The organism is Paracidovorax konjaci, assembly GCF_900112675.1.
Lineage (GTDB): Bacteria > Pseudomonadota > Gammaproteobacteria > Burkholderiales > Burkholderiaceae_C > Paracidovorax > Paracidovorax konjaci.
Window position 1 is genome coordinate 478,870 of the sequence record NZ_FOMQ01000001.1, and the last position, 23,315, is coordinate 502,184.

General features: G+C 70.0%; 18 protein-coding genes. 8 read left to right on the forward strand and 10 right to left on the reverse strand.

Annotated elements, in window-relative coordinates:
- Positions 1 to 36 precede the first annotated feature (36 nt).
- Both dapA and BM144_RS02115 read right to left on the reverse strand, forming a co-directional pair.
- On the reverse strand, positions 37 to 933 hold the full coding sequence (gene dapA, locus BM144_RS02110; RefSeq protein ID WP_092949305.1) for a 4-hydroxy-tetrahydrodipicolinate synthase: 897 nt from the start codon (positions 931 to 933) through the stop codon (positions 37 to 39).
- 63 nt (positions 934 to 996) lie between these two features.
- A complete protein-coding gene (locus BM144_RS02115) occupies positions 997 to 1,557 on the reverse strand; it encodes a class I SAM-dependent methyltransferase (protein ID WP_092949307.1) in 561 nt (186 codons plus the stop codon).
- Positions 1,558 to 1,856: 299 nt separating this feature from the next.
- Between BM144_RS02115 and BM144_RS02120 the strand changes: the two genes are divergently transcribed.
- A complete protein-coding gene (locus BM144_RS02120; protein WP_139225613.1) occupies positions 1,857 to 3,728 on the forward strand; it encodes an NHL domain-containing protein in 1,872 nt (623 codons plus the stop codon).
- Positions 3,729 to 3,759: 31 nt separating this feature from the next.
- Here the strand turns inward: BM144_RS02120 and BM144_RS02125 are convergent, their stop codons facing one another.
- Positions 3,760 to 3,951: a hypothetical protein gene (locus tag BM144_RS02125; RefSeq protein ID WP_245783498.1), complete on the reverse strand. Its 192-nt coding sequence runs from the start codon at positions 3,949 to 3,951 to the stop codon at positions 3,760 to 3,762.
- 20 nt (positions 3,952 to 3,971) lie between these two features.
- Positions 3,972 to 5,201: an MFS transporter gene (locus BM144_RS02130; protein WP_092949311.1), complete on the reverse strand. Its 1,230-nt coding sequence runs from the start codon at positions 5,199 to 5,201 to the stop codon at positions 3,972 to 3,974.
- A gap of 123 nt (positions 5,202 to 5,324) precedes the next feature.
- Between BM144_RS02130 and BM144_RS02135 the strand changes: the two genes are divergently transcribed.
- From BM144_RS02135 to BM144_RS02155, 5 genes are all read left to right on the forward strand, one after another.
- Complete coding sequence (locus tag BM144_RS02135; protein WP_092949313.1) at positions 5,325 to 7,307, forward strand: DNA topoisomerase IV subunit B; 1,983 nt, start codon at positions 5,325 to 5,327, stop codon at positions 7,305 to 7,307.
- A gap of 118 nt (positions 7,308 to 7,425) precedes the next feature.
- On the forward strand, positions 7,426 to 8,223 hold the full coding sequence (locus BM144_RS02140; RefSeq protein WP_092949560.1) for a lytic transglycosylase domain-containing protein: 798 nt from the start codon (positions 7,426 to 7,428) through the stop codon (positions 8,221 to 8,223).
- 67 nt (positions 8,224 to 8,290) lie between these two features.
- A complete protein-coding gene (gene parC, locus BM144_RS02145) occupies positions 8,291 to 10,648 on the forward strand; it encodes a DNA topoisomerase IV subunit A (protein ID WP_092949315.1) in 2,358 nt (785 codons plus the stop codon).
- A gap of 239 nt (positions 10,649 to 10,887) precedes the next feature.
- The gene (locus BM144_RS02150) at positions 10,888 to 12,711 is read left to right on the forward strand and encodes a methyl-accepting chemotaxis protein (protein ID WP_175525914.1); all 1,824 of its coding nucleotides are present in this window, start codon (positions 10,888 to 10,890) and stop codon (positions 12,709 to 12,711) included.
- A 195-nt stretch (positions 12,712 to 12,906) separates the two neighbouring features.
- Positions 12,907 to 14,769, forward strand: a complete 1,863-nt coding sequence (locus BM144_RS02155; protein WP_092949317.1) for a methyl-accepting chemotaxis protein — start codon at positions 12,907 to 12,909, stop codon at positions 14,767 to 14,769.
- 113 nt (positions 14,770 to 14,882) lie between these two features.
- On the opposite strand, the gene BM144_RS02160 is transcribed toward BM144_RS02155, so the two are convergent.
- The 3 genes from BM144_RS02160 to BM144_RS02170 all read right to left on the reverse strand — a co-directional run bounded on the left by BM144_RS02160 (position 14,883) and on the right by BM144_RS02170 (position 16,584).
- Positions 14,883 to 15,341: a RidA family protein gene (locus BM144_RS02160; protein ID WP_092949319.1), complete on the reverse strand. Its 459-nt coding sequence runs from the start codon at positions 15,339 to 15,341 to the stop codon at positions 14,883 to 14,885.
- A gap of 141 nt (positions 15,342 to 15,482) precedes the next feature.
- A complete protein-coding gene (locus BM144_RS02165) occupies positions 15,483 to 15,812 on the reverse strand; it encodes a DHCW motif cupin fold protein (protein ID WP_092949321.1) in 330 nt (109 codons plus the stop codon).
- A gap of 238 nt (positions 15,813 to 16,050) precedes the next feature.
- Complete coding sequence (locus BM144_RS02170; RefSeq protein ID WP_245783484.1) at positions 16,051 to 16,584, reverse strand: CGNR zinc finger domain-containing protein; 534 nt, start codon at positions 16,582 to 16,584, stop codon at positions 16,051 to 16,053.
- A 143-nt stretch (positions 16,585 to 16,727) separates the two neighbouring features.
- Between BM144_RS02170 and BM144_RS02175 the strand changes: the two genes are divergently transcribed.
- A complete protein-coding gene (locus BM144_RS02175) occupies positions 16,728 to 17,663 on the forward strand; it encodes an alpha/beta fold hydrolase (protein ID WP_092949326.1) in 936 nt (311 codons plus the stop codon).
- Between the two features lie 426 nt (positions 17,664 to 18,089).
- Here the strand turns inward: BM144_RS02175 and BM144_RS02180 are convergent, their stop codons facing one another.
- From BM144_RS02180 to BM144_RS02190, 3 genes are all read right to left on the reverse strand, one after another.
- Positions 18,090 to 18,497, reverse strand: coding sequence for a GFA family protein (locus BM144_RS02180; RefSeq protein ID WP_092949328.1), 408 nt, complete (start codon positions 18,495 to 18,497; stop codon positions 18,090 to 18,092).
- A 156-nt stretch (positions 18,498 to 18,653) separates the two neighbouring features.
- Positions 18,654 to 19,139, reverse strand: coding sequence for a hypothetical protein (locus BM144_RS02185; RefSeq protein WP_092949330.1), 486 nt, complete (start codon positions 19,137 to 19,139; stop codon positions 18,654 to 18,656).
- A gap of 25 nt (positions 19,140 to 19,164) precedes the next feature.
- Entirely contained in the window at positions 19,165 to 20,100 is a 936-nt protein-coding gene (locus tag BM144_RS02190) for a hypothetical protein (RefSeq protein WP_092949562.1), read from the reverse strand.
- Between the two features lie 282 nt (positions 20,101 to 20,382).
- Here BM144_RS02190 and BM144_RS02195 point away from each other — a divergent pair, with 282 nt between their 5' ends.
- The gene (locus BM144_RS02195; RefSeq protein WP_092949332.1) at positions 20,383 to 23,217 is read left to right on the forward strand and encodes a DNA internalization-related competence protein ComEC/Rec2; all 2,835 of its coding nucleotides are present in this window, start codon (positions 20,383 to 20,385) and stop codon (positions 23,215 to 23,217) included.
- The last annotated feature ends 98 nt before the right edge of the window (positions 23,218 to 23,315 follow it).

A 23,315-nucleotide genomic window follows, 5' to 3' on the forward strand; every position in this document is an offset into this window, starting at 1 on the left:
CGGAAAGGGAGCGCCGGTGCGGCAGTGCGGTGCGGTTCAGAGCAGGCCGGCGGAGCGCAGGGCGCCTTCCACGACGGCTTCGCTGCCGGTGGAGAGCGGCGTCATGGGCAGGCGCAGCGTGCCGCCGCACAGGCCCATGCGCTGCATGGCCCACTTCACGGGGATGGGGTTGGCCTCGACGAACAGGTGCTTGTGCACGGGCATCAGGCGGAACTGGATTTCCATGGCGCGGCGCACATCGCCCGCGAGGGCGGCCACGCAGAGGTCGTGCATGGCGCGCGGGGCCACGTTGGCCGTCACGCTGATGTTGCCCTGGCCGCCGCAGAGCATGAGCGCCACGGCCGTGGGGTCGTCGCCCGAGTAGACCGCGAAGCCCTGCGGCAGGTCGCGGATGAGCCACTGGGCGCGTTCGATGTTGCCGGTGGCTTCCTTGATGCCGACGATGCCGGGCACCTGGGCCAGGCGCAGCACGGTGTCGTGCTGCATATCGGCGACCGAGCGGCCGGGCACGTTGTAGAGCACGGTGGGCAGGTCGCCCACGGCCTCGGCGATGGCCTTGAAGTGCTGGTACTGCCCTTCCTGCGTGGGCTTGTTGTAGTAGGGCACCACCTGGAGCTGGCTGTCGGCGCCCACCTTCTTGGCGAAGCGCGCCAGTTCGATGGCTTCCGAGGTGGAGTTGGCGCCGCAGCCCGCCATGATGGGCACGCGCCCGGCGGATTGCTCGACGGCCACGCGGATGATCTCGCAGTGCTCCTCGACGTTGACGGTGGGCGATTCGCCGGTGGTGCCCACCACGCCGATGCAGTCGGTGCCTTCGGCGACGTGCCAGTCGATCAGCTTGCGCAGGGTGGGGTAATCCACGCTGCCATCCTCGTGCATGGGCGTGACGAGGGCGACGATGCTGCCGGTGAGAGTGGCGCTGGAAGAGGTCATGTCCACGAAGGAAAACGGTAAAAGAGCATTCTAACGAGTGCGTAACAGGCCCGGATGCAGGGGTTACGCCCCCCGGGGCTCCAGGCCGTGGCGCGGCGGGGCGGCGCCGGGGGCTTCGCGGACGGCCGCCACGCGCTGGACGAAACGGTCCGGCGAGGGCAGGAAGCCATCCTCGTAGGCCACCACCCGCAGACCCTCGCAGGCCCTCAGCAGTTCCCCGGGCGCGAGCAGAAAGTCCGGCCGGGCCGGGCGGCCCACGGTCTCGTTGCCCTGCGCGAAGGTCTCATACAGCAGCACGCCGCCGGGCGCCACGGCCTCCACGATGGCCGGCAGCAGCGGCCGCCAGAGGTAGTGGGTGACCACCACCGCGCCGAAGCGGCGCCCCGCGAACGGCCAGGGGCCCTGTTCGATGTCCGCGCACACCCGTTCCGCTTCCTGGCCCAGCGCCCCGAGCGCCTCGATCGCCTCCGCTGAGCGGTCCACGCCGGCCACGCGGTGGCCGCGCGCATGGAACCAGCGCAGGTGCCGGCCCGTGCCGCAGGCCACGTCCAGCACCGTGCCGGCCGAAGGCACGAGGTGCGCCCAGCGCACGATCCAATCCGAAGGGGTGCCGAGAGAATGCATGTTGCTATGTTTTTTGTAGCTAAAAATCCAATGGATACGGCGGCATGGAGCAAAAAACACCATGGACTGGGCGCGCGGCCAGCAATCGCCCGCCCCTGCGGCCGAGCGGGGAGGCGTGCGTCCGTTGCTTTTTCCCGACCTGGGGATTTTCGGGGCTGTGCGGGCCGAAGGCGGTTCTAAGATGACCCACCAGTCATCGGGGGATTCAGGTGCATAAGCTGTCGTTTCATCGCCGTGGTGGCGTGGCCGGGTGGGGCCGCCCGGGGGCCCGCGGAGCCTCACTGTGCCGGCTGCTTTTGGTGGCCCTGGTGGCCCTGGCGGGACTGGGCGGCGTGCCGGCCGCCCGGGCACAGACCATCTCCACCGTGGCGGGCACGGGCGTCCAGGGTTTCGGCGGAGACGGAGGGCCGGCCGTTTCCGCGCAACTGAATTTCTCCTACGGCGTGGCGGCCGACGCGGCGGGCGCTCTCTACATCGTCGACAGCGGCAACCACCGCGTGCGCCGGGTGGATGCGGCGGGCACCATCGTCACCGTCGCCGGGACCGGCGTGGCGGGCTACGGGGGCGACGGCGGGCCGGCCGTGGCGGCGCAGCTCAACGAGCCGCGCGGCATCGCTGTGGATGCGGCGGGCAATCTGTACGTGGCCGACCTGAACAACCACCGCATCCGGCGCGTGGATGCGGGCGGCACCATCACCACCGTCGCGGGCACGGGCGCGGCCGGCTTCTCGGGCGACGGCGGCGCGGCCACCGCGGCGCAGCTCAACAGCCCCTTCGGCGTGGCCACGGACGGCGCGGGCCGGATCTACATCGCCGACAGCGCCAACTACCGCGTGCGGCGCGTGGACACGGGCGGCACCATCACCACCATCGCGGGAACCGGGGCGCCGGGCTACGGCGGGGACAACGGGCCCGCCCTGGCGGCGCAGTTCCAGTTCGTCTTCGGCATCGTCCTCGACGGCGCGGGCAATTTCTTCCTGGCGGATGGCAACAACCACCGCATCCGCCGGGTGGATGCCGGGGGCACCATGGCCACCGTGGCCGGCACGGGCGCGAGCGGCTTCGGTGGCGACGGCGGCAGCGCCGCGGCGGCCCAGCTCAATTTCCCTTCGGGGGTGGTGGCCGACGGCACCGGCGTGCTCTACATCGCCGACGCGGGCAACAACCGCATCCGCCGGGTGGACGCGGCCGGTACGGTCAGCACCGTGGCCGGCACGGGCACGTCGGGATACGGCGGCGACGGCGGCCCTGCCACCGCGGCGCAGCTGCAGTTCCCGTTCGCCCTGGCGCTGCGCAACCGCGGGCTTCTGTACCTGGCGGATTCGGCCAATTTCCGGACCCGGCTGGTTTCCCTGCCGATCCCGCCAGGGGCGCCCACGGGCCTGGGCGCCACCGCCAGCGACGGGCAGGCCCGCCTCGCGTGGACTGCGCCGGCCGATGCGGGCTCCAGCCCCGTGTCGGGCTACACGGCCACCGGTACGCCGGTCGGGGGCGGCGCGGCCGTCTCCTGCGCGGCCACGGCGCCAGCGACCCAATGCACGGCCGCCGGCCTGGGCGACGGAGTGGTCTACCGCTTCACCGTCCGGGCCACGAGCGGCGCCGGGGACAGCGCGGCCTCCGATGCCGTGCAGGTGGCCTCCGCCGGTGCCGTGCCCGGCATGGCGGGAGCGGCCGGCACGGTGGTGTCGGGCGGCGGCAGCGGGTGCGCGCTGGTGCCCGCAGCCACGGGTTTCGGCGCCGCCGTGCCGGCGGGCCTGCCCGCGGGGGCGACGTTGGCGGCCGGTGTCTTCCGCTTCCGTGCCGAGGGGTGCGCGGGCGCCGCGTTGACGGTGTCGGTGACCTATCCCGGGCCGCTGCCCGCCGGGGCGCGCATCTACCAGTACGGCCCGCCGGTGGCCGGCCAGGCGGCTGCCTGGTCGGAACCTGCCGGCGCCAGCCTGAGCGCCGACCGCCGCACGGTGACCTACGCCGTGGCGGACGACGGGGCCTTCGATGGGGACACCGTCGCCGCGGGAGCCGTCGAAGGCCGGCTGGCCGCGGTGGTGCTGGCGGCGGCGGGCGGTATCCAGGCGGTTCCCGTGGCGGGCGGGTGGGGCCTGGGGCTCATGGCCCTGCTCGTGGCAGCCATGGGCTTGGCCGGCCTGCGCCGGACGCGCCGCGGGCCGGCATGAACCCCGCGCTGCGAGCAGACCGCGGCACCGGTCAGAAGCAGGACCAGACCTGGTCCGCCATCATCACGACGAAGCCTGGCTCGGCATAGAGCGCGAAGGCCGCGGCGAGCACGGCTGCCGCGGCTGCGCCCCAGGCCAGCCGGCGGCCCCACGGCGCAGGCCGGGCGGGGCGGCCGGGGTGGACGGGGGAAGGGGGCGGTGCGGAGGCGTGCATGACGTGCATGGCGAGCGGAGCGTCGCGCCTCAAACGGGCCGGACTTCCGCGCGGCGGATGGGCGCCTCGCGGATCGGCAGGTTGATGAGCCCCGCCGCCACGCCGAGCGCGATGGAGAGGTACCAGACCACGTCGTAGCTGCCCGTGCGGTCGTACAGGTACCCGCCCAGCCAGACGCCCAGGAAGCTGCCGATCTGGTGGCTGAAGAACACGAAGCCTCCCAGCATCGAGAGGTGCTGCACGCCGAAGATCTGCGCCACCGTCGCATTGGTGGGCGGCACGGTGGAGAGCCAGAGCGCGCCGATCACCGCCGAGAACACGTAGACCGACACCGGCGAGAGCGGCACGAGCAGGAACACCGTGATCGCCACGGCCCGCGCGAAGTAGATGAAGGCCAGGATGTGCCGCCGCGCCATGCGCTGGCCGAGCGTGCCGGCGATGTAGGTGCCGAACACGTTGAAGAGCCCGATCAGCGCCAGCGCATAGCTGGCCACCTGGGGCGAGAGGCCGTGGTCCTTCAGGTAGCTGGGCATGTGCACGCCGATGAACACCACCTGGAAGCCGCACACGAAATACCCGGCCGTGAGCAGCAGGAAGCTGGGGTAGCGCAGGGCCTCGGAGAGCGCCTCGCCCACGGTCTGTTTGCGCGGCGCTCCGGCGGCGGCGCCGGCCGCGCGGCCGAAGCCCGGCTCGCGCAGGCCGAAGGCCAGGGGCACGATGAGCAGCACCATGGCCGAGAGGGCGAGCAGCGATTCCTGCCAGCCCAGGCGCGCGATCAACTGGCCTTCCACGGGCACCATGAGGAACTGGCCGAACGATCCGGCCGCGGCCGCCACCCCCATAGCCCATGAGCGTTTCTCGGGCGCGATCTGCCGGCCCAGCACGCCGTAGATCACCGCGTAGGTGGTGCCGGCCTGCGCCGCGCCGATCAGCACGCCCGCCGTCAGCGCGAACAGCAGCGGCGTGGGCGAGAGCGCCATGCCGGCCAGCCCGAACGCGTAGAGCACCGCGCCGCCGATCAGCACGCGGAAGGCGCCGAAGCGGTCGGCCGCCATGCCCGCGAAGATGCCGAAGATGCCCCAGGCGATGTTCTGCACGGCGATCGCCAGCGCGAAGGTCTGACGGGTCCAGCCCATGTCCTGGGTGATGGGCTGCAGCCACAGGCCGAAGCCGTGGCGGATGCCCATGGAGAGCGTGACGATGGCGGCGCCGCAGGCGAGCACCTGCACCATGGACAGTTTTTGCGGTTCGGAGGACATCGGTCGAATGTAGCCAAAAGCGTCTTCCGCCGCTGGCCGCGTGCTGCGGGTTAACCCGCATTTCCCGGGGCGGCTGTCTTTATATCCAGTGCTGGCGAGGGCGCCGCACTACAATCCGCGCCCATGGCAGCCAAACCCTCTCCTGTGTCGCCCGGCGACTATTCCGAAGGTTCGATCCGCGTGCTCAAGGGCCTGGAGCCCGTGAAGCAGCGGCCGGGCATGTACACCCGCACGGACAACCCGCTCCACATCATCCAGGAAGTGCTCGACAACGCGGCCGACGAGGCCCTGGCCGGGCACGGCAAGCGCATCAAGGTCACGCTGCACGCCGACGGCTCGGTGGGCATCGAGGACGACGGCCGCGGCATTCCGTTCGGGCTGCACCCCGAGGAGAAGGCGCCCGTGATCGAGCTGGTCTTCACGCGGCTGCACGCGGGCGGCAAGTTCGACAAGGGCAAGGGCGGCGCCTACAGCTTCTCGGGCGGCCTGCACGGCGTGGGGGTCTCGGTCACCAACGCGCTCGCGCTGCGGCTGGAGGCCACCACCCACCGCGGGGGGCAGATCGCACGCCTGGTGTTCGCCGGCGGCGACGTGGTCGAACCGCTCGTGGCCCGGCCCCTGGCGGCCGGCGAGCGCCGCCAGGGCACTTCGGTGCGCGTCTGGCCCGACCCCAAATACTTCGAATCGTCCGCGCTGCCGATGGGCGAACTGGTGCACCTGCTGCGCAGCAAGGCCGTGCTGATGCCGGGCGTCACCGTGTCGCTCGTCAACGAGAAGAGCAAGGAAACGCAGACCTGGCAGTACAAGGGCGGCCTGCGCGACTACCTGGGCCAGAACCTCGCGGCCGACCCGGTGATCCCGCTGTTCGAGGGCGAGGGCTATGCCGACCGCCACAACGAAAGCTTCGCCGAGGGCGAGGGCGCCGCGTGGTGCGTGGCCTTCACCGAGGAAGGCCAGCCCATGCGCGAGAGCTACGTCAACCTCATCCCCACCAGCGCGGGCGGCACGCACGAGAGCGGCCTGCGCGACGGCCTGTTCAACGCCGTCAAGAGCTTCATCGAACTGCACTCGCTGCTGCCCAAGGGCGTGAAGTTGCTGCCCGAGGACGTGTTCGCACGCGCCTCCTACGTGCTGTCGGCCAAGGTGCTCGATCCGCAGTTCCAGGGCCAGATCAAGGAGCGCCTCAATTCGCGCGATGCCGTGCGGCTGGTGAGCGGCTTCGTGCGCCCCGCGCTCGAACTCTGGCTGCACCAGCACGTGGACTACGGGCGCAAGCTCGCCGAACTCGCCATCCGCGCCGCGCAGACACGCCAGAAGGCCGGCCAGAAGGTCGAGAAGAAGAAGGGCTCCGGCGTGGCCGTGCTGCCCGGCAAGCTGACCGACTGCGAAAGCCGCGATCTCTCGCACAACGAGGTCTTCCTGGTCGAGGGCGACTCCGCCGGCGGCAGCGCCAAGATGGGCCGCGACAAGGAATGCCAAGCCGTGCTGCCGCTGCGCGGCAAGGTGCTCAACACCTGGGAGGTGGACCGCGACCGGCTCTTCGCCAACAACGAGATCCACGACATCTCCGTGGCGCTGGGCGTCGATCCGCACGGCCCGGGCGACACGCCCGACCTGTCGGGCCTGCGCTACGGCAAGGTCTGCATCCTGTCCGATGCCGACGTGGACGGCTCGCACATCCAGGTGCTGCTGCTCACGCTGTTCTTCCGCCACTTCCCCAAGCTCATCGAGACCGGCCACATCTACGTGGCCCGGCCGCCGCTCTACCGCGTGGACGTGCCCGCGCGCGGCAAGAAGCCCGCGTCCAAGCTCTATGCGCTGGACGACGGCGAGCTGGAAGCCATCCTCGACAAGGCTGCCTCCGACGGCGTGGCGCGCGAGAAGTGCCAGATCAGCCGCTTCAAGGGCCTGGGCGAGATGAACGCCGAGCAGCTCTGGGAGACCACGCTCAACCCCGACACGCGCCGCCTGCTGCCCGTGCAACTGGGCGTGCTGGGCTTCGCCGAGACCGAGGGCCTCATCACCAAGCTCATGGGCAAGGGCGAGGCCGCCGCGCGGCGCGAACTGATGGAACTGCATGGCGACGCCGTGGAAGTGGACATCTGAAACCGGCGAACATCGCGCCATGCCCGCCCCCACCGCACCGCCCCCCTTGGCAGCCGCTGCCCCGCGCCCGCCGCGTGTGGGGCGCCTGCTGCGCTGGTTCAAGGGTGTTTTTGCCTCCATGCCGCCGGTTTTATTAGGAAGTTTGCTATTGTTTTTGCAGCAAACCGCCCATGCCGACCTGTGGGCCTACGTGGACGAGCGCGGCGTGACGCACTTCGCGGCGGAGCGCATCGACGAGCGCTATGCGCTGTATTTCCGCGGCGACGTATTCGATTCGGCCACCGACGGGCGCGCGGCGCCGTCGGGCACCGGCATCGTGCCGCCGGGCGTGGCGCCCGCGGCCACGGCGGCGGGGGCGCGGCGGCTCGCGTATTTCGACATCGCCCCCGAGGTCAAGCGCGTGAAGCACCACCTGCGCGCGTCCGCCACCCGGCACGGGCTCGACTACGAGCTGCTGCAGGCGGTGATCGCCACCGAATCGGGGTTCGATCCGCAGGCCGTCTCGCCGCGCGGCGCGGTGGGGCTGATGCAGGTCATGCCGGCCACGGCGGAGCGCTTCGGCGTCGCGCGCGAGCCCCGACGCTCGGTGGAGCAGAAGCTCACCGACCCCGGCACCAACATCGCCGCCGGTGCGCGCTACCTGCGCCACCTCATCGATCTCTTCGAGGGCCGGCTCGACCTGGCCCTGGCCGCCTACAACGCGGGCGAGGGCGCCGTGCAGCGCGCCGGCCACCGCATTCCCGCCTACCGCGAGACGCAGAACTACGTGAAGAGCGTGCTCGGCCTCTACGCGCTGCTCAAGCCGGCCGCCGCGCCGGCCGCCGCATCGGCCCGGGCACCGGCGGCCCTGCCGGGCGGCCGGGGTGCCGCGGCCGGCCGCGTGCGCATGGAGCTGGCGGCGCCCGCCGCGCCGTGAGCCGCCTCCGACCGACGACCGTCCGGCGCACCGTGCGCCGCCTCCCTTTTCCCATCCCTTCCGACGCATGAGCGACAACGACCAACCCACCCTCGACTTCTCCCAGCCCGAGTCCGGCGACTCGCTGGGTCTGGCCGGCTACGCGCAGCGCGCCTACCTGGAATACGCACTCTCCGTGGTCAAGGGCCGCGCGCTGCCCGATGTGTGCGACGGCATGAAGCCCGTGCAGCGCCGCATCCTGTTCGCGATGGAGCGCATGGGCTTGGCCTACGGCGGCCCCACGCGCAACGTGCCCGCCAAGCCCGTCAAGAGCGCGCGCGTGGTGGGCGACGTGCTGGGCCGCTTCCACCCGCACGGCGACCAGTCGGCCTACGACGCGCTGGTGCGGCTCGCGCAGGACTTCAGCCAGCGCTATCCGCTCATCGATGGCCAGGGCAACTTCGGCAGCCGCGACGGCGACGGCGCCGCGGCCATGCGCTACACCGAGGCGCGGCTCACGCGCATCGCGGGCCTGCTGCTGGACGAGATCGACCAGGGCACCGTGGACTTCGTGCCCAACTACGACGGCTCCACCGAGGAGCCCCGCCAGTTGCCCGCGCGCCTGCCGTTCGCGCTGCTGAACGGCGCGAGCGGCATCGCCGTGGGCCTGGCCACCGAGATCCCGAGCCACAACCTGCGCGAGGTGGCCGACGCCTGCGTGGCGCTGGTGAAGAACCCCAAGCTCACGGACGAGGAGCTGTACGCCTTCGTGCCCGGCCCCGACTACCCCGGCGGCGGCCAGATCATCAGCAGCGCCGGCGACATCCAGGACGCCTACCGCACCGGCCGCGGCAGCCTGAAGGTGCGCGCCCGCTGGAAGATCGAGGACCTCGCGCGCGGCCAGTGGCAACTGGTGGTCACCGAACTGCCGCCCGGCGTCTCGTCGCAGAAGGTGCTCGAAGAGATCGAGGAACTCACCAACCCGAAGGTGAAGGCCGGCAAGAAGGCGCTCTCGCAGGAGCAGACGCAGCTCAAGGCCACGGTGCTCGGCGTGCTCGACGTGGTGCGCGACGAATCGAGTAAGGACGCGCCCGTGCGGCTCGTGTTCGAGCCCAAGACCGGCCGCGTGCCGCAGCAGGAACTGATCACCACGCTGCTCGCGCACACCAGCCTGGAGACCTCCGCGCCGATCAACCTCACCATGGTGGGCCTGGACGGCAAGCCCACGCAGAAATCGCTGCGCCGCATGCTGGAGGAATGGGTCGCCTTCCGCCAGCAGACCATCACGCGCCGCAGCCAGCACCGTTTGGCCAAGGTGCTGGACCGCATCCACATCCTCGAGGGGCGGCAGACCGTGCTGCTCAACATCGACGAGGTGATCGCCATCATCCGCGCGGCCGACGAACCCAAGGCCGCGCTGATCGCACGCTTCGACCTCTCGGACCGGCAGGCCGAGGACATCCTCGAAATCCGACTGCGCCAGCTCGCGCGGCTCGAAGCCATCAAGATCGAGCAGGAACTGAAGGAACTGCGCGAAGAGCAGGGCAAGCTCGAAGACATCCTCGGCAACCCCGCGTCGCTGCGCCGCTTGATGGCCCGGGAGATCGAGCAGGACGCGAAGCAGTTCGCCGATGCGCGCCGCACCCTCATCCAGGCCGAGAAGAAGGCCGTGGCCGAGGTCAAGGTGGTCGATGAGCCCGTCACGGTGGTCGTCTCGCAGAAGGGCTGGGTGCGCGCGCGCCAGGGCCATGGGCACGACGCGGGCACCTTCGCCTTCAAGGCCGGCGATGCGCTCTACGCCACCTTCGAATGCCGCACGGTGGACACGCTCATCGCCTTCGGCAGCAACGGGCGCGTGTACTCCGTGGCCGTGGCGCAATTGCCCGGCGCGCGCGGCGACGGCCAGCCCATCACCACGCTCATCGACCTGGAAGCCGGCACGCAGCCCGTGCACTACTTCGCGGGCCCGGCCAACGCGGCGCTGCTGCTGGCCGGCTCGGGCGGCTATGGCTTCATCGCCGCCGTGGAGCACATGACCGCGCGCAACCGCGGCGGCAAGGCCTTCGTCACGCTGGGCGAGGGCGAGCAGCTGTGCCGCCCCTCGCACGCCGCGTTCTCGAACGGCGGCCAGCCGCTGGCGCCGGCCACGCACGTCTGCTGCGCCTCGGCGGGCGGGCGCATCCTCACCTTCGAGATCGCCGAACTCAAGCAGATGGCCAACGGCGGCCGGGGCCTGATGCTCATCGACCTGGAGCCCAAGGACACGCTGGCCGGGGCCGCCGCCTACACGCGCAGCGTGCGCATCGCGGGCGTGGGCCGCGGCGGCAAGGAGCGCGACGAGACGCTGGAGATCCGCAGCCTGAACAACGCCCGCTTCCCGCGCGGCCGCAAGGGCAAGGCGGCGGACCTGGGCTTCAAGCCGACCGCCGTGGTGCGTGTCGAGTAGTGCCGCGGGCGGGAGAGGCGTGCCGTTGCCGCAGCCCTTTTCCGTGACCGTTCCGTGACCCGGAAAGGGCTGCCCCGCAGGGCAGCCCTTTTTTGTTGCGCTGCCGCATCGCCCCGGCGCCATGGTGTAAATGCCGATTGGTGTTTCTGCATGTATCCGCGCACCATCGGCCGGCACGGCACCGGAACCGGGGCTGCCCGGTCGTGCATTCCGTGTGATGCGGCCAAGGAGCACCTACCGTGAAAGACATGAAAATCGCCACCCGGCTCGCGCTGGGCTTCTCGCTCATCCTGCTGGTCATGTTCCTCATGAACCTGCTGGGCCTCAGCAACATGGGGGCGATGGTCCGCTCCGTGAACGGCATCGCCTCCGAATCGCTCGTCAAGGAGCGCCTGATCAGCGACTGGTCACGCAACATCTACACCAGCGTGCAGCGCACCAAGGCCGTGGCGCTGAGCACCGACGCGTCGCTGAGCGAGCGGTTCGCGCAGGAGGCCGCGGCCTCGTCGACGCAGTCGGCGGATCTGCTCAAGCGCATCGACGCCATGTCGCAGACCGGGCAGGAGAAGGCCCTGATGGCCGATATCCAGAAAATCCGCACCAGCTACCTCGCGTCGCGCGACGCGCTCTACAAGGCCAAGCGCGAAGGGCGCCTGGACGACGCGCAGCGCCTGTTCGCGCAGGAATTCCAGCCGCTGACCGAGCAATACCTCAAGACCGTGCAACAACTGCTGGACCTGCAGCGCGCCAACATCGACGGCGCCCTGGCGCACGTGGAGTCCGGCTACGGCGAAACCCGCATCGCCGTGGTGGCCGCCACCGTGCTGGCCCTTTTCCTGGGCGCGGGCGTGGGCTGGTGGATCACGCGCAGCATCTCGCGGCCGCTGGGCGAGGCCGTGCGCGTGGCGCGCGCCGTGGCGGACAACGACCTCACGAGCACGATCACCGTGCACGGGCGCGACGAAACCGGCCAGATGCTCGATGCGCTGCGCCAGATGAACGACAACCTGGCGCAGGTCACGGGCCGCGTGCGCAACGGCGCGGACAGCATCGCCGTCGCCGCGCGCGAGATCGACGCGGGCAACCAGGACCTGTCGTCCCGCACCGAGCACCAGGCGAGCGCGCTGCAGCAGACGGCGGCCTCCATCGAGCAGCTCACCAGCGCCGTGCGCCAGAACGCCGACAGCGCGCGCCAGGCCAACCAGTTGGCCGCGCACGCCTCGCAGGTGGCGGGCGAGGGCGGGCAGGTGGTGGCGGGCGTGGTGCAGACCATGGGCGCCATCGATGCGTCCTCGCGCCGCATCGCGGACATCATCGGCGTGATCGACGGCATCGCCTTCCAGACCAACATCCTGGCGCTCAATGCGGCCGTGGAGGCGGCCCGCGCGGGAGAGCAGGGCCGGGGCTTCGCCGTGGTGGCCGGCGAGGTGCGCGCGCTGGCCGGGCGCAGCGCCGAGGCCGCCAAGGACATCAAGACGCTCATTGGCGATTCGGTCGCCAAGGTGGACGAAGGCTCCCAGCAGGTGGCGCAGGCCGGCCGCACCATGGAAACCGTGGTGGACAGCATCCGGCGCGTGGCCGACATCATGGGCGAGATCAGCGCCGCGAGCGAAGAGCAAAGCTCCGGCATCGCGCAGGTGAGCCAGGCGATCGGCCAGATGGACCAGGTCACGCAGCAGAACGCCGCCCTGGTCGAGGAGGCCGCGGCCGCCACCGGCGCCCTCAAGTCGCAGGCGGCCCTGCTGGCCGAAGTGGTCTCCGCCTTCCGCCTGCGCGAGGGCAGCGGCGCCATTCCGGCCCCGTCGCCGGTGCCACCATCGGCTCCGCCCGCTCGGCCCGCCGCCGTGCCGGTGCCCGGCCGGCCCGCACCGGCGCCGGCCCTGGCCAAGGCCCGCGCTCCGATCGCGGCCCCGAAGGCCGTGGCGGCAACGGCCCGCCCCGGGCCTGCACGCGCGCCCGCACCCGCCCTGACCGCGCGCGCGACTCCGGCACCCGCGGCCGCCGCGGCACCCGCCACCCCGCCGCGCAAGGGCGGCAGCGACGATGACTGGGAAACGTTCTGAGCGCTCCCCGCGCACCGGCCCGCGCGGGCGCCCGCCGCCTGGGATTGCCGGCTGACGGAATCGCGCCGCGCAGCCGCCAGGCCTGCGGCAGGCGGAATCGGTTGCGCTGGTGAAACTACCGAGCCGGGCCTCCCGCCGATGGGGCACGATGCTCGGGCAACGCGACCGTTTGCGACCCTTGGAAAGGAATCCGCCATGCCCCGAACGCTGCGTGTCGTGCACAAACTCTGGATCGCCGTCGCCGCACTGGTGATCGCGCTCACCGCGGTGCTGGGCATCGCCGGCCATCGGTACCAGCGCCAGCAGGCGGACGCCGAAGCGGCGCGCGCGCAGATGGACCTGCGCACCCAGGCCGCGCTGCGCTGGGCTGGCCTGACCGAGACCAACGCGGCCCGCACGCTGTCCGTCATCCTGAGCGGCGAGCCGCTGCTGGAAGCGCAGTTCAAGGACGCCATCGCCGCCACCTCGGCGCAGATCTCCGAAACCCAGAAGGCGCTCGCCGCCATGGACCTGACCGATGCCGACAAGGCGCAGATGGCGCGCATCGCCGCTGCGCGTCAGGCCACGCTGGACCTGCGCGGCCAGGCCCGCCAGCTCGCGGCCGGCGGCCGCCGCGACGAGGCCCAGGCCCTGGTGCTGCAGCGCTACCAGCCTGCCGTGGGCGCCTACCTGCAGGCGCTGCGCGAATTTGCGCAATCGCAGTCGCAGGCCGCCGACGCCTTGCGCGCTGGCACCGCCGCGGCGCTGCAGCGCACCCTGCTGGCCGCGGCCGGCGCCATCGCGCTGATGCTGGCCGGCGTGGTCGCGGGCGGCATGGTGCTGATCCGCGGCATCCAGGGGCCGCTGGCGCAGGCCAACGCCGTGGCCGCGCGCATCGCGGCCGGCGACCTGGCCACCCCCGTGCCGCAGGGCCGCGGCGATGAATTCGGGGAGCTGCTGCGCTCGCTGCACGCCATGGGCGAATCGCTCGCGCGCATGGTGCGGCAGGTGCGCCAGGGCACCGACGGCATCGCCACCGCCAGCGCCGAGATCGCGGCCGGCAACCAGGACCTCTCCACGCGCACCGAGCAGGCCTCGGGCAACCTGCAGCAGACGGCCGTGGCCATGGACCAGTTCGCCGGCACCATCGCCCAGAGCGTGGGCAGCGCGCGGCAGGCCAGCGCGCTCGCGGCCAGCGCCTCCGACGTGGCGCGGCGCGGCGGCGAAGTGGTGGGCGGCGTGGTGAGCACCATGGAAGACATCCACGCCAGCAGCCGCAAGATCGCCGACATCATCGGCGTGATCGACTCCATCGCCTTCCAGACCAACATCCTGGCGCTCAATGCCGCCGTGGAAGCCGCGCGTGCGGGCGAGCAGGGCCGCGGTTTCGCCGTGGTGGCGGGCGAGGTGCGCAGCCTCGCGCAGCGCAGCGCATCGGCCGCGCAGGAAATCAAGCAGCTGATCGGCGCCTCGGTCGAGCGCGTGGAAAGCGGCGCGCGGCTCGTGCAGGAGGCTGGCACCACCATGACCGACATCGTGCAATCGGTGCAGCGCGTGACCGACATGATCGGCGAGATCACCGCCGCCACCACCGAGCAGAACGCCCGCGTGGCCCAGGTGAACCAGTCCGTGGGCGCGCTCGACCAGATGACCCAGCAGAACGCCGCGCTGGTCGAAGAAAGCGCCGCCGCCGCGCAAAGCCTGCGCGACCAGGCGCAGCAGCTCGCGCAGGCCACCGCACTGTTCCGCGTGGCCGGCACGGCGGCAGGCGGGGGCGGCGCGCCCGCACCTGCGCCGGGGCAGGCCGCGGCAATGGCACCGCAGGGCGCCATCGCACGGGCACCGGCCACCCTGCCGGCCCACACCCTCCGCGCCGCGCCTGCGGCGCAACGCACCCCGCTGCCGCGCCCTGCGGCGGTAAGAGCGCCATCGGCCGCGGTGCCACTGGCTGCGCGCGCTGCGCGCGCTGCGCCCGCGGCGAAGCCGGCGCTTGCCACGGCGCCGGCCGGCAAAACCCGCCCCGCCCCCGCACCGGCCACGCAGGCCGCCGGTGCCGACAGCGACTGGGAGACGTTCTGACACGACACCTTGGGGGCCGACGCACGTCCCCCAGAAAAAAGCGCCGCGGGTAGCGGCGCTATGGCTTTTTGCTTTTTCGCGGCCCGGCGTGGAGTGCCCCGGGCCGGAACCGATCAGCCCAGCTCGGCGATCAGCTCGATCTCCACGCAGGAGCCCATCGGGATCTGTGCCACGCCGAACGCGCTGCGCGCATGCTTGCCCCTCTCGCCGAACACCTCGCCCAGCAGCTCGCTCGCGCCGTTGGTCACCAGGTGCTGCTCGGTGAAATCGCCGGTGGAGTTCACGAGGCTCATCACCTTCACGATGCGCTGGATGCGGTTCAGGTCACCGCCCGTGGCCGCGTGCAGCGTGCCCATCAGGTCGATCGCCACGGCACGCGCCGCGGCCTTGCCTTCTTCCGTCGAGATGTCGCGGCCGAACTGGCCCACCCACGGCTTGCCGTCCTTGCGCGCGATGTGGCCGCTCAGGAAGACCAGGTTGCCCGTCTGCACGTAGGGCACATAGGCCGCGGCCGGCGTGGCGACCGGGGGCAGCGTGATGTTGAGGGCGGTGAGTTTGTCGTAAACGCTCATGGTGTTGTCGCAGAGGAAGGTAGGAAAGAAAACAGCCCCGAGGCGCGGTTCATGCCGGAGGCCGCACCGGGAAGCTTCGGCCGGAACGCATGATGGTACACAGCGCGCGCGGGCCACCCCTTGGAGCGGCGGCGCGGGCGCTCAATCGACGATGAACAGCCTGGCCCCCTTGGGCGAACGCGAGCGGTGCGGCTCCGCGTTGTCCGCCACCTGGTAGCTCATGCCGGGCTTCAGGAGGAACGTGCGGCCGTCCTCCAGCTCGGTTTCCATCTCGCCCTCCAGGCACAGCAGCACATGGCCCTTGCTGCACCAGTGGTCGGACACATAGCCGGGGGTGTACTCCACCATCCGCACGCGGATGCCGCCGAAATTCTGTGTCTGCCAGAACGCCTGGCCGGCCTCGGCAGAGTGCTCGGTGCGGGGCACGCCGGACCAATCGGTGGTGGCAAAGGGGATGTTGTCCATTTTCATGGGAGGCCTTGTCGGAGGTGGGGATGGATGGATCAACGGCACGGGCAGCGCGGCGCCGCAGCGGCGCTCGGCCAGCCGGCCGTCAAGGCAAAGTTACCACCTGCAGAGCCCTGCCGAAGGGCATTCCAGTGCACGCCGCGCTCGCCCCAGGGGCAGAACGCATGGCAGCGCCTCGGCTTTGCGAGTCACGCAGCGGCGCCCAACCCGACAGCGGCAAGTGGTGGCGCTGCCGGAAGCACTATTCCTTGTTCTTCCGGGACCGGAACGCCGCGACCTTCATCCGGTTCCCGCACACCGCCATGCTGCACCAGCGGCGGCGGTGCGATTTCGTCAGGTCGTGGAACAGCAGCGTGCAGTCGTGGGCCTCGCACTGGCGCACCAGTTCCAGCTGCGTGCCTGTCAACAAATCCACCAGTGCCTGAGCGACAGGCTCGAGCAGGCTCGCAGCGCCGTCGTTCCGGCGCTGCACGACCACCTTGAAGGACTGGTTGGCGCGATCCCAGTCCAGCACTTTCGCTGCCCGCCCCGCCTCCAGCACGCGGTTCACCACGTCAACGGAAGCGTCCCCGTCCGATTTGGCTGCATTCACCAGCGACTGGGCGCTCGCACGCAGCTCCAGTGCGAGCTTCAGCAGCCCCTTGGGTGTCGCTTCGAAATCCTCTGGCAGAACCCTGGCCAGTTTCAGCCAGGCGACCACGCTGGCGTCATCGACCAGGCACTCTCGGTGCGCAGTCCCCACGCCGTACTGCGTGTTAATGAAATCGAGCGCCAAGTTGTCGCCCACGAACGGGGGGACTTGCTGGCTGGTATGGCTTTCAGGCATGCCCCAATGTAACCCATTAAAAATAGCTTGACCAGTTACTTCATGCCAGAGTAACCTTTAATTTCTTTTTTAAAGGTTACAAGGAATCGACCATGACTTCTCACATTTCCCTGGCCGCAGTGGGCCTGTCAGCCGCAGTGCTGTCCGGTGGAACGCATGCCGCAGACCTTCAGGTGCGCCATCGGTTCGAACAGGTGGGCGACGTGAAAGTGTTTTACCGGGAGGCCGGCAACCGCAATGCCCCGACGGTTCTGCTGTTGCATGGGTTCGCGGCTTCCTCTTTCATGTACCGCGACCTCATTCCGAAACTCGCGGACAAGTACCACGTCATAGCACCGGACTTGCCTGGCTTCGGCTTCACCGAAGCGCCCGAGCGCGGCAAGTACGACTACACGTTCGACCAGCTCGCGAAAACCATGACCCAGTTCACGGAGCAGCTCAAGCTGAGCCGCTATGCGATGCAGGTCTTCGACTACGGCGCGCCGGTGGGGTGGCGCATGGCTGTGGCCAACCCCTCACGCGTGAGCGCCATCGTTTCCCAAAATGGCAACGCTTACGAAGAGGGCTTGGGCCCGGGATGGGCGCCCATTCAGAAGTACTGGAAGGAACCAACGAAGGCCAATCGCGAAGCGCTGCACGACTTTCCCACGCCTGCTTCCATCAAGTGGCAGTACCTTGAGGGCGTCCGTGATGCGAGCTTGGTGGCCCCCGACGCCATCGCGCTCGAGAGCATGCTGGTCGCCCGCGCTGGCAATGCCGAGGTGCAGCTGGACCTGCTGTTGGACTACGCCTCCAATGTGGCCAAGTACCCCGAGTTCCAGGCTTACTTCAGAAAGCACCAGCCGCCTTTGCTTGCTGTTTGGGGCAAGAACGACCCCTTCTTCCTGCCCGCAGGTGCACAGGCATGGAAACGCGACATCCCGAGCGCAGATGTGCGCTTCTACGACACCGGTCACCTGGCGCTCGAGACCCATGGGGAAGAAATCGGTCCGGTCATCCGCGACTTCCTGGACAAGCATGTGAAGTGATGTGTTCTCCGCGGCGCACCACTGGAGCGGCGAACCCAGAGCGCAGCGGCCGCGCGAATCATGTGGCAAGCACTTGGCACCCTTTGCCTGAGCAGAGGGGGCTTGCCAACCACCTCAGGCGCAATCCATTTGCAATCCACTGTGACCGATGCCGGTCTCCATCCGTTCACAACGCTTTCTTTCATTGGCAGCCGTCCGAAGGCGGCGGAGCATGTTGGGATGGTCACCGTGGTTTGCGCGTCCGGCGTGAGGTAGAAATGCAAAGCAGCCAGTCAGCAATCAATGGCGATCGGCTGCTTTGGGCCCTTTGCGGCCGCTGAATCTGGTCGCGTAAACGTCAGCTATCCGCCTGAAGCAGCATCTTGCTGCAGTGCCCGCCCCGCTGAACAAGCGGCAATTGTCCAAGGCCGACGTGTTGCACTGGCCTCACGGCTGTCCTTCAAAGCAGTCCACCTCTTCAGAAAACCCCACCCACGCCAGCCTCCGCTTCGCCCAAATCTGCCGCTTCGGCCCACCCAACTCGTGCCGCTGCCGTATCGCCCCGATCCGCAGCGAGTACGCCGCAGGCGCCTCCACCGCGCACGCATACAACGGCGTTCCGCAGTGCTCGCAAAACGCCAGCAGCCGCTTCGCCCCGCTGGCCGCGGTCTTGACGTAGGTGCGCGGCGCACCCTTCGTCAGCCGGAAGCCGTCCGCCGGCGCAGGAATGTTCGCGCGGAACGCGGAGCCAGAATGGGTCTGGCAGTCGGTGCAGTGGCAGATGGTGATACTGCCCGGCTGGACCTCGGCTTCATAGGCGATGGCGCCGCAATGGCATTGGCCGTCCACTTTCATGGGGGTGTCTTTCCTCGGAGGGCAGGGTGCCCGTGCGGGCCATTTTGCGCCGGGCAGGTGGTGACCACCATGCCGGCCCAATCGTCTGCTTGGTTGCCTGCCTGGCTGTAACTAACGCCAACGCGTTCACGGGCTGCGACCGCGATGGCAGGCTGCTCATGGCTGAGGCGAGCGCGCCTGTTCGTTCACCCAATCCACCGTCTTCCCCTTCACGCACCACGCCGGGTCGCGCACCCAGTCGGTGAACCACAGCGTCGGGTTGCCCTGCAGGGCATAGCAGGCCGAGTAGCCCCATCGGGTCAGGTAGTGGCTGGTAGCCATCGATGTGACGGGGATCAGCGCCATGGCGACCACGCTGGCCAGCACGGCTGCCACCAGCATGCGCTCGCAACGCCGAATGCTGCGCTCGCTGCAGGGCACGGCCCGCAGCAGGCCAAGGGCTACCACCAGCAGGCAAGCGATGCCGACGAAGGGCGCCAATTGCGCAGCAGGGGCGACTCGCAGCACGGGTGCGCGTGCTGCCATGGCGTCCAGGGTCGGCACGATCAGGTGCCCGATGAGCAGGATGCACACCACTGTCATGCCGAGGTTGAGTGGAATGCCCCAGAGCAGGGTTTTGCGAACTTTGTGGATGTCCAGCATGGTGTCGGTATGAGGGGCTCAAGATCTAATAGTTGATGCAGGTGATACGGCAGAGCCAATCTCTCATTCCTTGCTCCATGGCGCGGCCGATGTCTACCTTTTTCTGTTGAATGGCCCTGCGCAATTCTGTTTCCCATGATTGAGCCTGGGTGTTTATGTAATACACACCTTGGGCAGTCTGCTCAGGAATTAGCCTCAGTGCCGCGATGACCTTGCCTTTGACACCGTAGTGGCTGTCCAGGGCATTCAGTGCGATGCCTCCCGTTACCGCTACCACCGCCATGAACGCCAATGGAAGCACCGCGATGGTTGTGACGCCAGCGATGGAGGCCGCTAGACCATATGCCACAAGTCCCGCCAGTCCCCCCTTGACCGCCTCCACGCCGATTCCTCCAACCAAGTCATACATGGTCTTCTCGTTGTTGAACATGAAATCCATCAATTCGATGCCAGTGGAGACCACGACGCCGAGCATAAAACCACCTTTCGCGATGCCCTGCAGGCTTGTCATCCCAAGCCCCAACTGGATCATCTTTGGGTGTGTCGCAAGGTAGCGCGTGCCCTGCAATGCGCTGCTGCGCTTGGCCGAGTAGCCTTTGATGATGATGTAGGTGCCGGTGGCTGTGGACTTCACATAGGTCGTGATTCCTGCCATGCCGATGGTGTTGAGCGTTCGCGTGATGGTGATTGCATCGTTAGCACCCTGTGCGACAGGCCCCACCCATGGTTCTGAGGCATTCGGGCTGAACGACTGTTGCCAGTACTGCCCGAAGCTCGATTGAGAAAGTATCTTCCGGATGGTGAACTCCAGGGCTGGATTGTTTCTGGCCTTGTCCTGCAGGATGCTCAGGTACTGGCTCTGCGTGAGTACCAGCACATCGACCTGATTTCTGTCCATGGTTTGCGCCAAAGATTGGCCGTACCCCATGTTGAAAAACGTTGCCGCCAGTTCCGCACTCATCCCCATCCTCCCGGTTCGTTGATTGAATGGGCGCGAATGCTATCGATGCACTCGATGGGCGTCTTCCCGCTTTCTGCAACAAGGTGTCGTATGCAACGTAGCAGGCGCTGCACACCCCAGACCGCAGCAAAGGCGCTGCCACCGAGAAGAGTGGTGGGAGCCCCTCGGCGGCCGCCGCAGTAGTCCCAAACTGCTTTGAGATCGGCTGCTACTAAACAGCATGCATTGCATGCCGATCCGCACCTTCTCCCGCAACGCGGCTCTGCCTAGCATCGTTGCCCCATGCACTTGCCCAGTCCTGCCGACGCCTCCTCGCAAGTCCATGCCGATCCCCTTCCTCCGCTGCCCCGGCGGGCCCACCCGCTGCCCTGGCTCTGGCCCGCCTTGCTCTTGGGCAGCATCGCCGGTGCGCTCGTGCAGGTCACGCAGCCGGCACTCTGGTTCCCGCGCATCTACGCGGCCCTGCTGATCGCGGGGATGGCTTTTTTCGTGAGCGCCCGGTATGTGCGCGCCCCACGGCCCGGCGAGGCCATGGGCCCGACCCGGGCGCCCCATGGAGTGCTGCGGGGGCTCGCTTTCCTGGCGGCTGCGCTGGCGGCCTTCGCGGTCTGCGGCCTGCGTGCCGGGGCATTTCTGGCCGATGCGCTGGACCCGGCGCTCGAAGGCCGCGATCTGCGCATCACCGCGGTGGTCGCGGCGATGCCCCAATCCACCGATGCGGGCCTGCGCCTGCGGCTGGCCGTGGAGTCGGCGCGGCTGGAGGGCGAGGGGCGGGGGCGGGGGCGGGCCGGGCGGGCAGGTGCCGCGGCGGCGGCTCCGCCATCCGGCAGCGATGCCGCGCAGCCGCCGGCGCGCATTCCGCCGGTGATCGACGTGGCCTGGTATGCCGCGACCGCGCCCTGGTTCGCGCAGGGCGGCACCGGAGAGCCCGCTGCGGAGGCCCGCACGGCCTGGCTGGGCGATGCTGCGGCCGCAGCCTTGCCGCCCGTGCGCGCGGGCGAGCGCTGGTCATTCACGGTGCGCCTCAAGGCGCCGCACGGCCTGCGCAATCCGGGCGGCTTCGATGCGGAGCTGTGGCTGTGGGAGCAGGGCGTGCAGGCCACCGGCTACGTGCGGGCCGGTGCGCGCGATGCGCCGCCCGCGCTGCTGCAGGCCGCGCCCTGGTGGCGGCATCCGGTGGAGCAGGCGCGGCAGCGGGTGCGCGATGCGATCCTGGCGCGGCTGGCACCCGAAGGGATGGCGGGGCGCGGCGATCCCGAGGGCGCGGCGCGGCTGCGCACGGCGGGCGTGGTGGCGGCGCTGGTCACGGGCGACCAGCGCATGATCGACCGGGCCGACTGGGACGTGTTCCGCGCGACCGGGGTGGCGCACCTGGTGAGCATCTCCGGCTTGCACATCACGTTGTTCGCCTGGGTCGCGGCCGGGGCTGTGGGCTGGCTGTGGCGGCGCTCGCCGCGCCTGTGCCTGGCGGTGCCGGCCCCTTCGGCGGCGCTGGCGGGCGGGGTGCTGCTGGCGGCGGCCTATGCGCTGTTCAGCGGCTGGGGCGTGCCCGCGCAGCGCACCGTGGGCATGCTGGCGGTGGTGGGCCTGCTGCGGCTGTCGGGGCGGCGGTGGCCGTGGCCGCAGGTGTGGCTGCTGGCCTGCGCGGCGGTGGTGGCGGCCGATCCGTGGGCGCTGCTGCAGGCGGGGTTCTGGCTCAGCTTCGTGGCGGTGGCGGTCCTGTTTGCTTCAAATTCGATAGCAAACTATTCAATGGAACCGGCGGCATCTGGCCTGTTTGGCTTGAAGTCCCGGGCTTGGGCACTGCTGCGGGAACAGTGGGTGGTCACGCTGGCGCTGACGCCGCTCACGCTGCTGCTGTTCGGTCAGATGTCGGTGGTGGGGCTGGCGGCCAATCTGGTGGCGATTCCGTGGATGACGCTGGTGGTCACGCCGCTGGCGTTGCTGGGCGTGCTGTGGGCGCCGCTGTGGACGGCGGCTGCCGCGTGCCTGGCGCCTTTCGCGGCGCTGCTGCAGTGGATGGCGGGCTGGGAATGGGCCACGCTGGCGCTGCCGGCCGCGCCGCTCTGGGCGGGCGTGGCCGGGGTGGCGGGCGGCACGCTGCTGGTGGCGCGCCTGCCCTGGGGCCTGCGGCTGCAGGGCCTGCCGCTGCTGCTGCCCGTGCTCTGGTGGCAGCCGGTGCGGCCTGTGCCGGGGCAGTTCGAACTGCTGGCGCCCGACGTGGGCCAGGGCCAGGCCGTGCTGGTGCGCACGGCCGGCCACGCGCTGCTGTACGACGCCGGCCCGCGCTACGGCCCCGACAGCGATGCGGGCGACCGCGTGCTGGTGCCGCTGCTGCGTGACCGGGGCGAGCGGCTGGATCGGCTGGTGCTGAGCCACCGCGACAGCGACCACACGGGCGGTGCGCAGGCGGTGCTGGCGGCGCACCCGGGCGCACAGCTGTGGGGTTCGCTGGAGCCGGGGCATCCGCTGGAAGCGCAGGGCACGCGCGCCATCACCCGTTGCGCGGCGGGCCAGCGGTGGACCTGGGACGGCGTGCGTTTCGAGGTGCTGCATCCGCCGCCGGGGGCGTTCGGCGCCGCCATGCCGGCGGAGGCGGGCGCCGCGCCCGCCGGGCCGCGCGCGGTGAAACCCAACACCTTGAGTTGCGTGCTGCGCGTGACGGCGGCGCCCGCGGCGGACGGGCGCCGCGCCGGCCGGGACGAAGGCGGGGCAACGGGCGAGGGCGAGGGCAACGGTGAAGGCGACGGCCCCTCCGCGCTGCTGCTGGGCGACATCGAGCGGGCGCAGGAGGCCGTGCTGGCCGCGGGCGGGATGGCGCCGGCCGACGTGCTGCTGGTTCCGCACCATGGCAGCAAGACCTCGTCGAGCGATGCCTTTCTCGACGCCGTCCGGCCACGCACCGCCGTGGTGCAGGCTGGCTACCGCAACCGCTTCGGCCACCCCGCGCCGGAGGTGGTCGGCCGCTACGCAGTGCGCGGCGCGCAGGTGGTGAATTCGGCATCGTGCGGCGCGATGCGGTGGCAATCGGAGCGGCCACTGCATTGGCGCTGCGAGCGCGAAGCCGCGCGGCGCTACTGGCACCACGCACCTCCGCCTGCCGCCGAGGGCCACTGACCGCCGATCGCCGACCGCCGCATCCGGTGCCGTCCTGCACGCGCGCCCTGTCATCTGCCGCTGAGCAGGCTTGCAACTTGCTATGCTGCCTGCAGGAG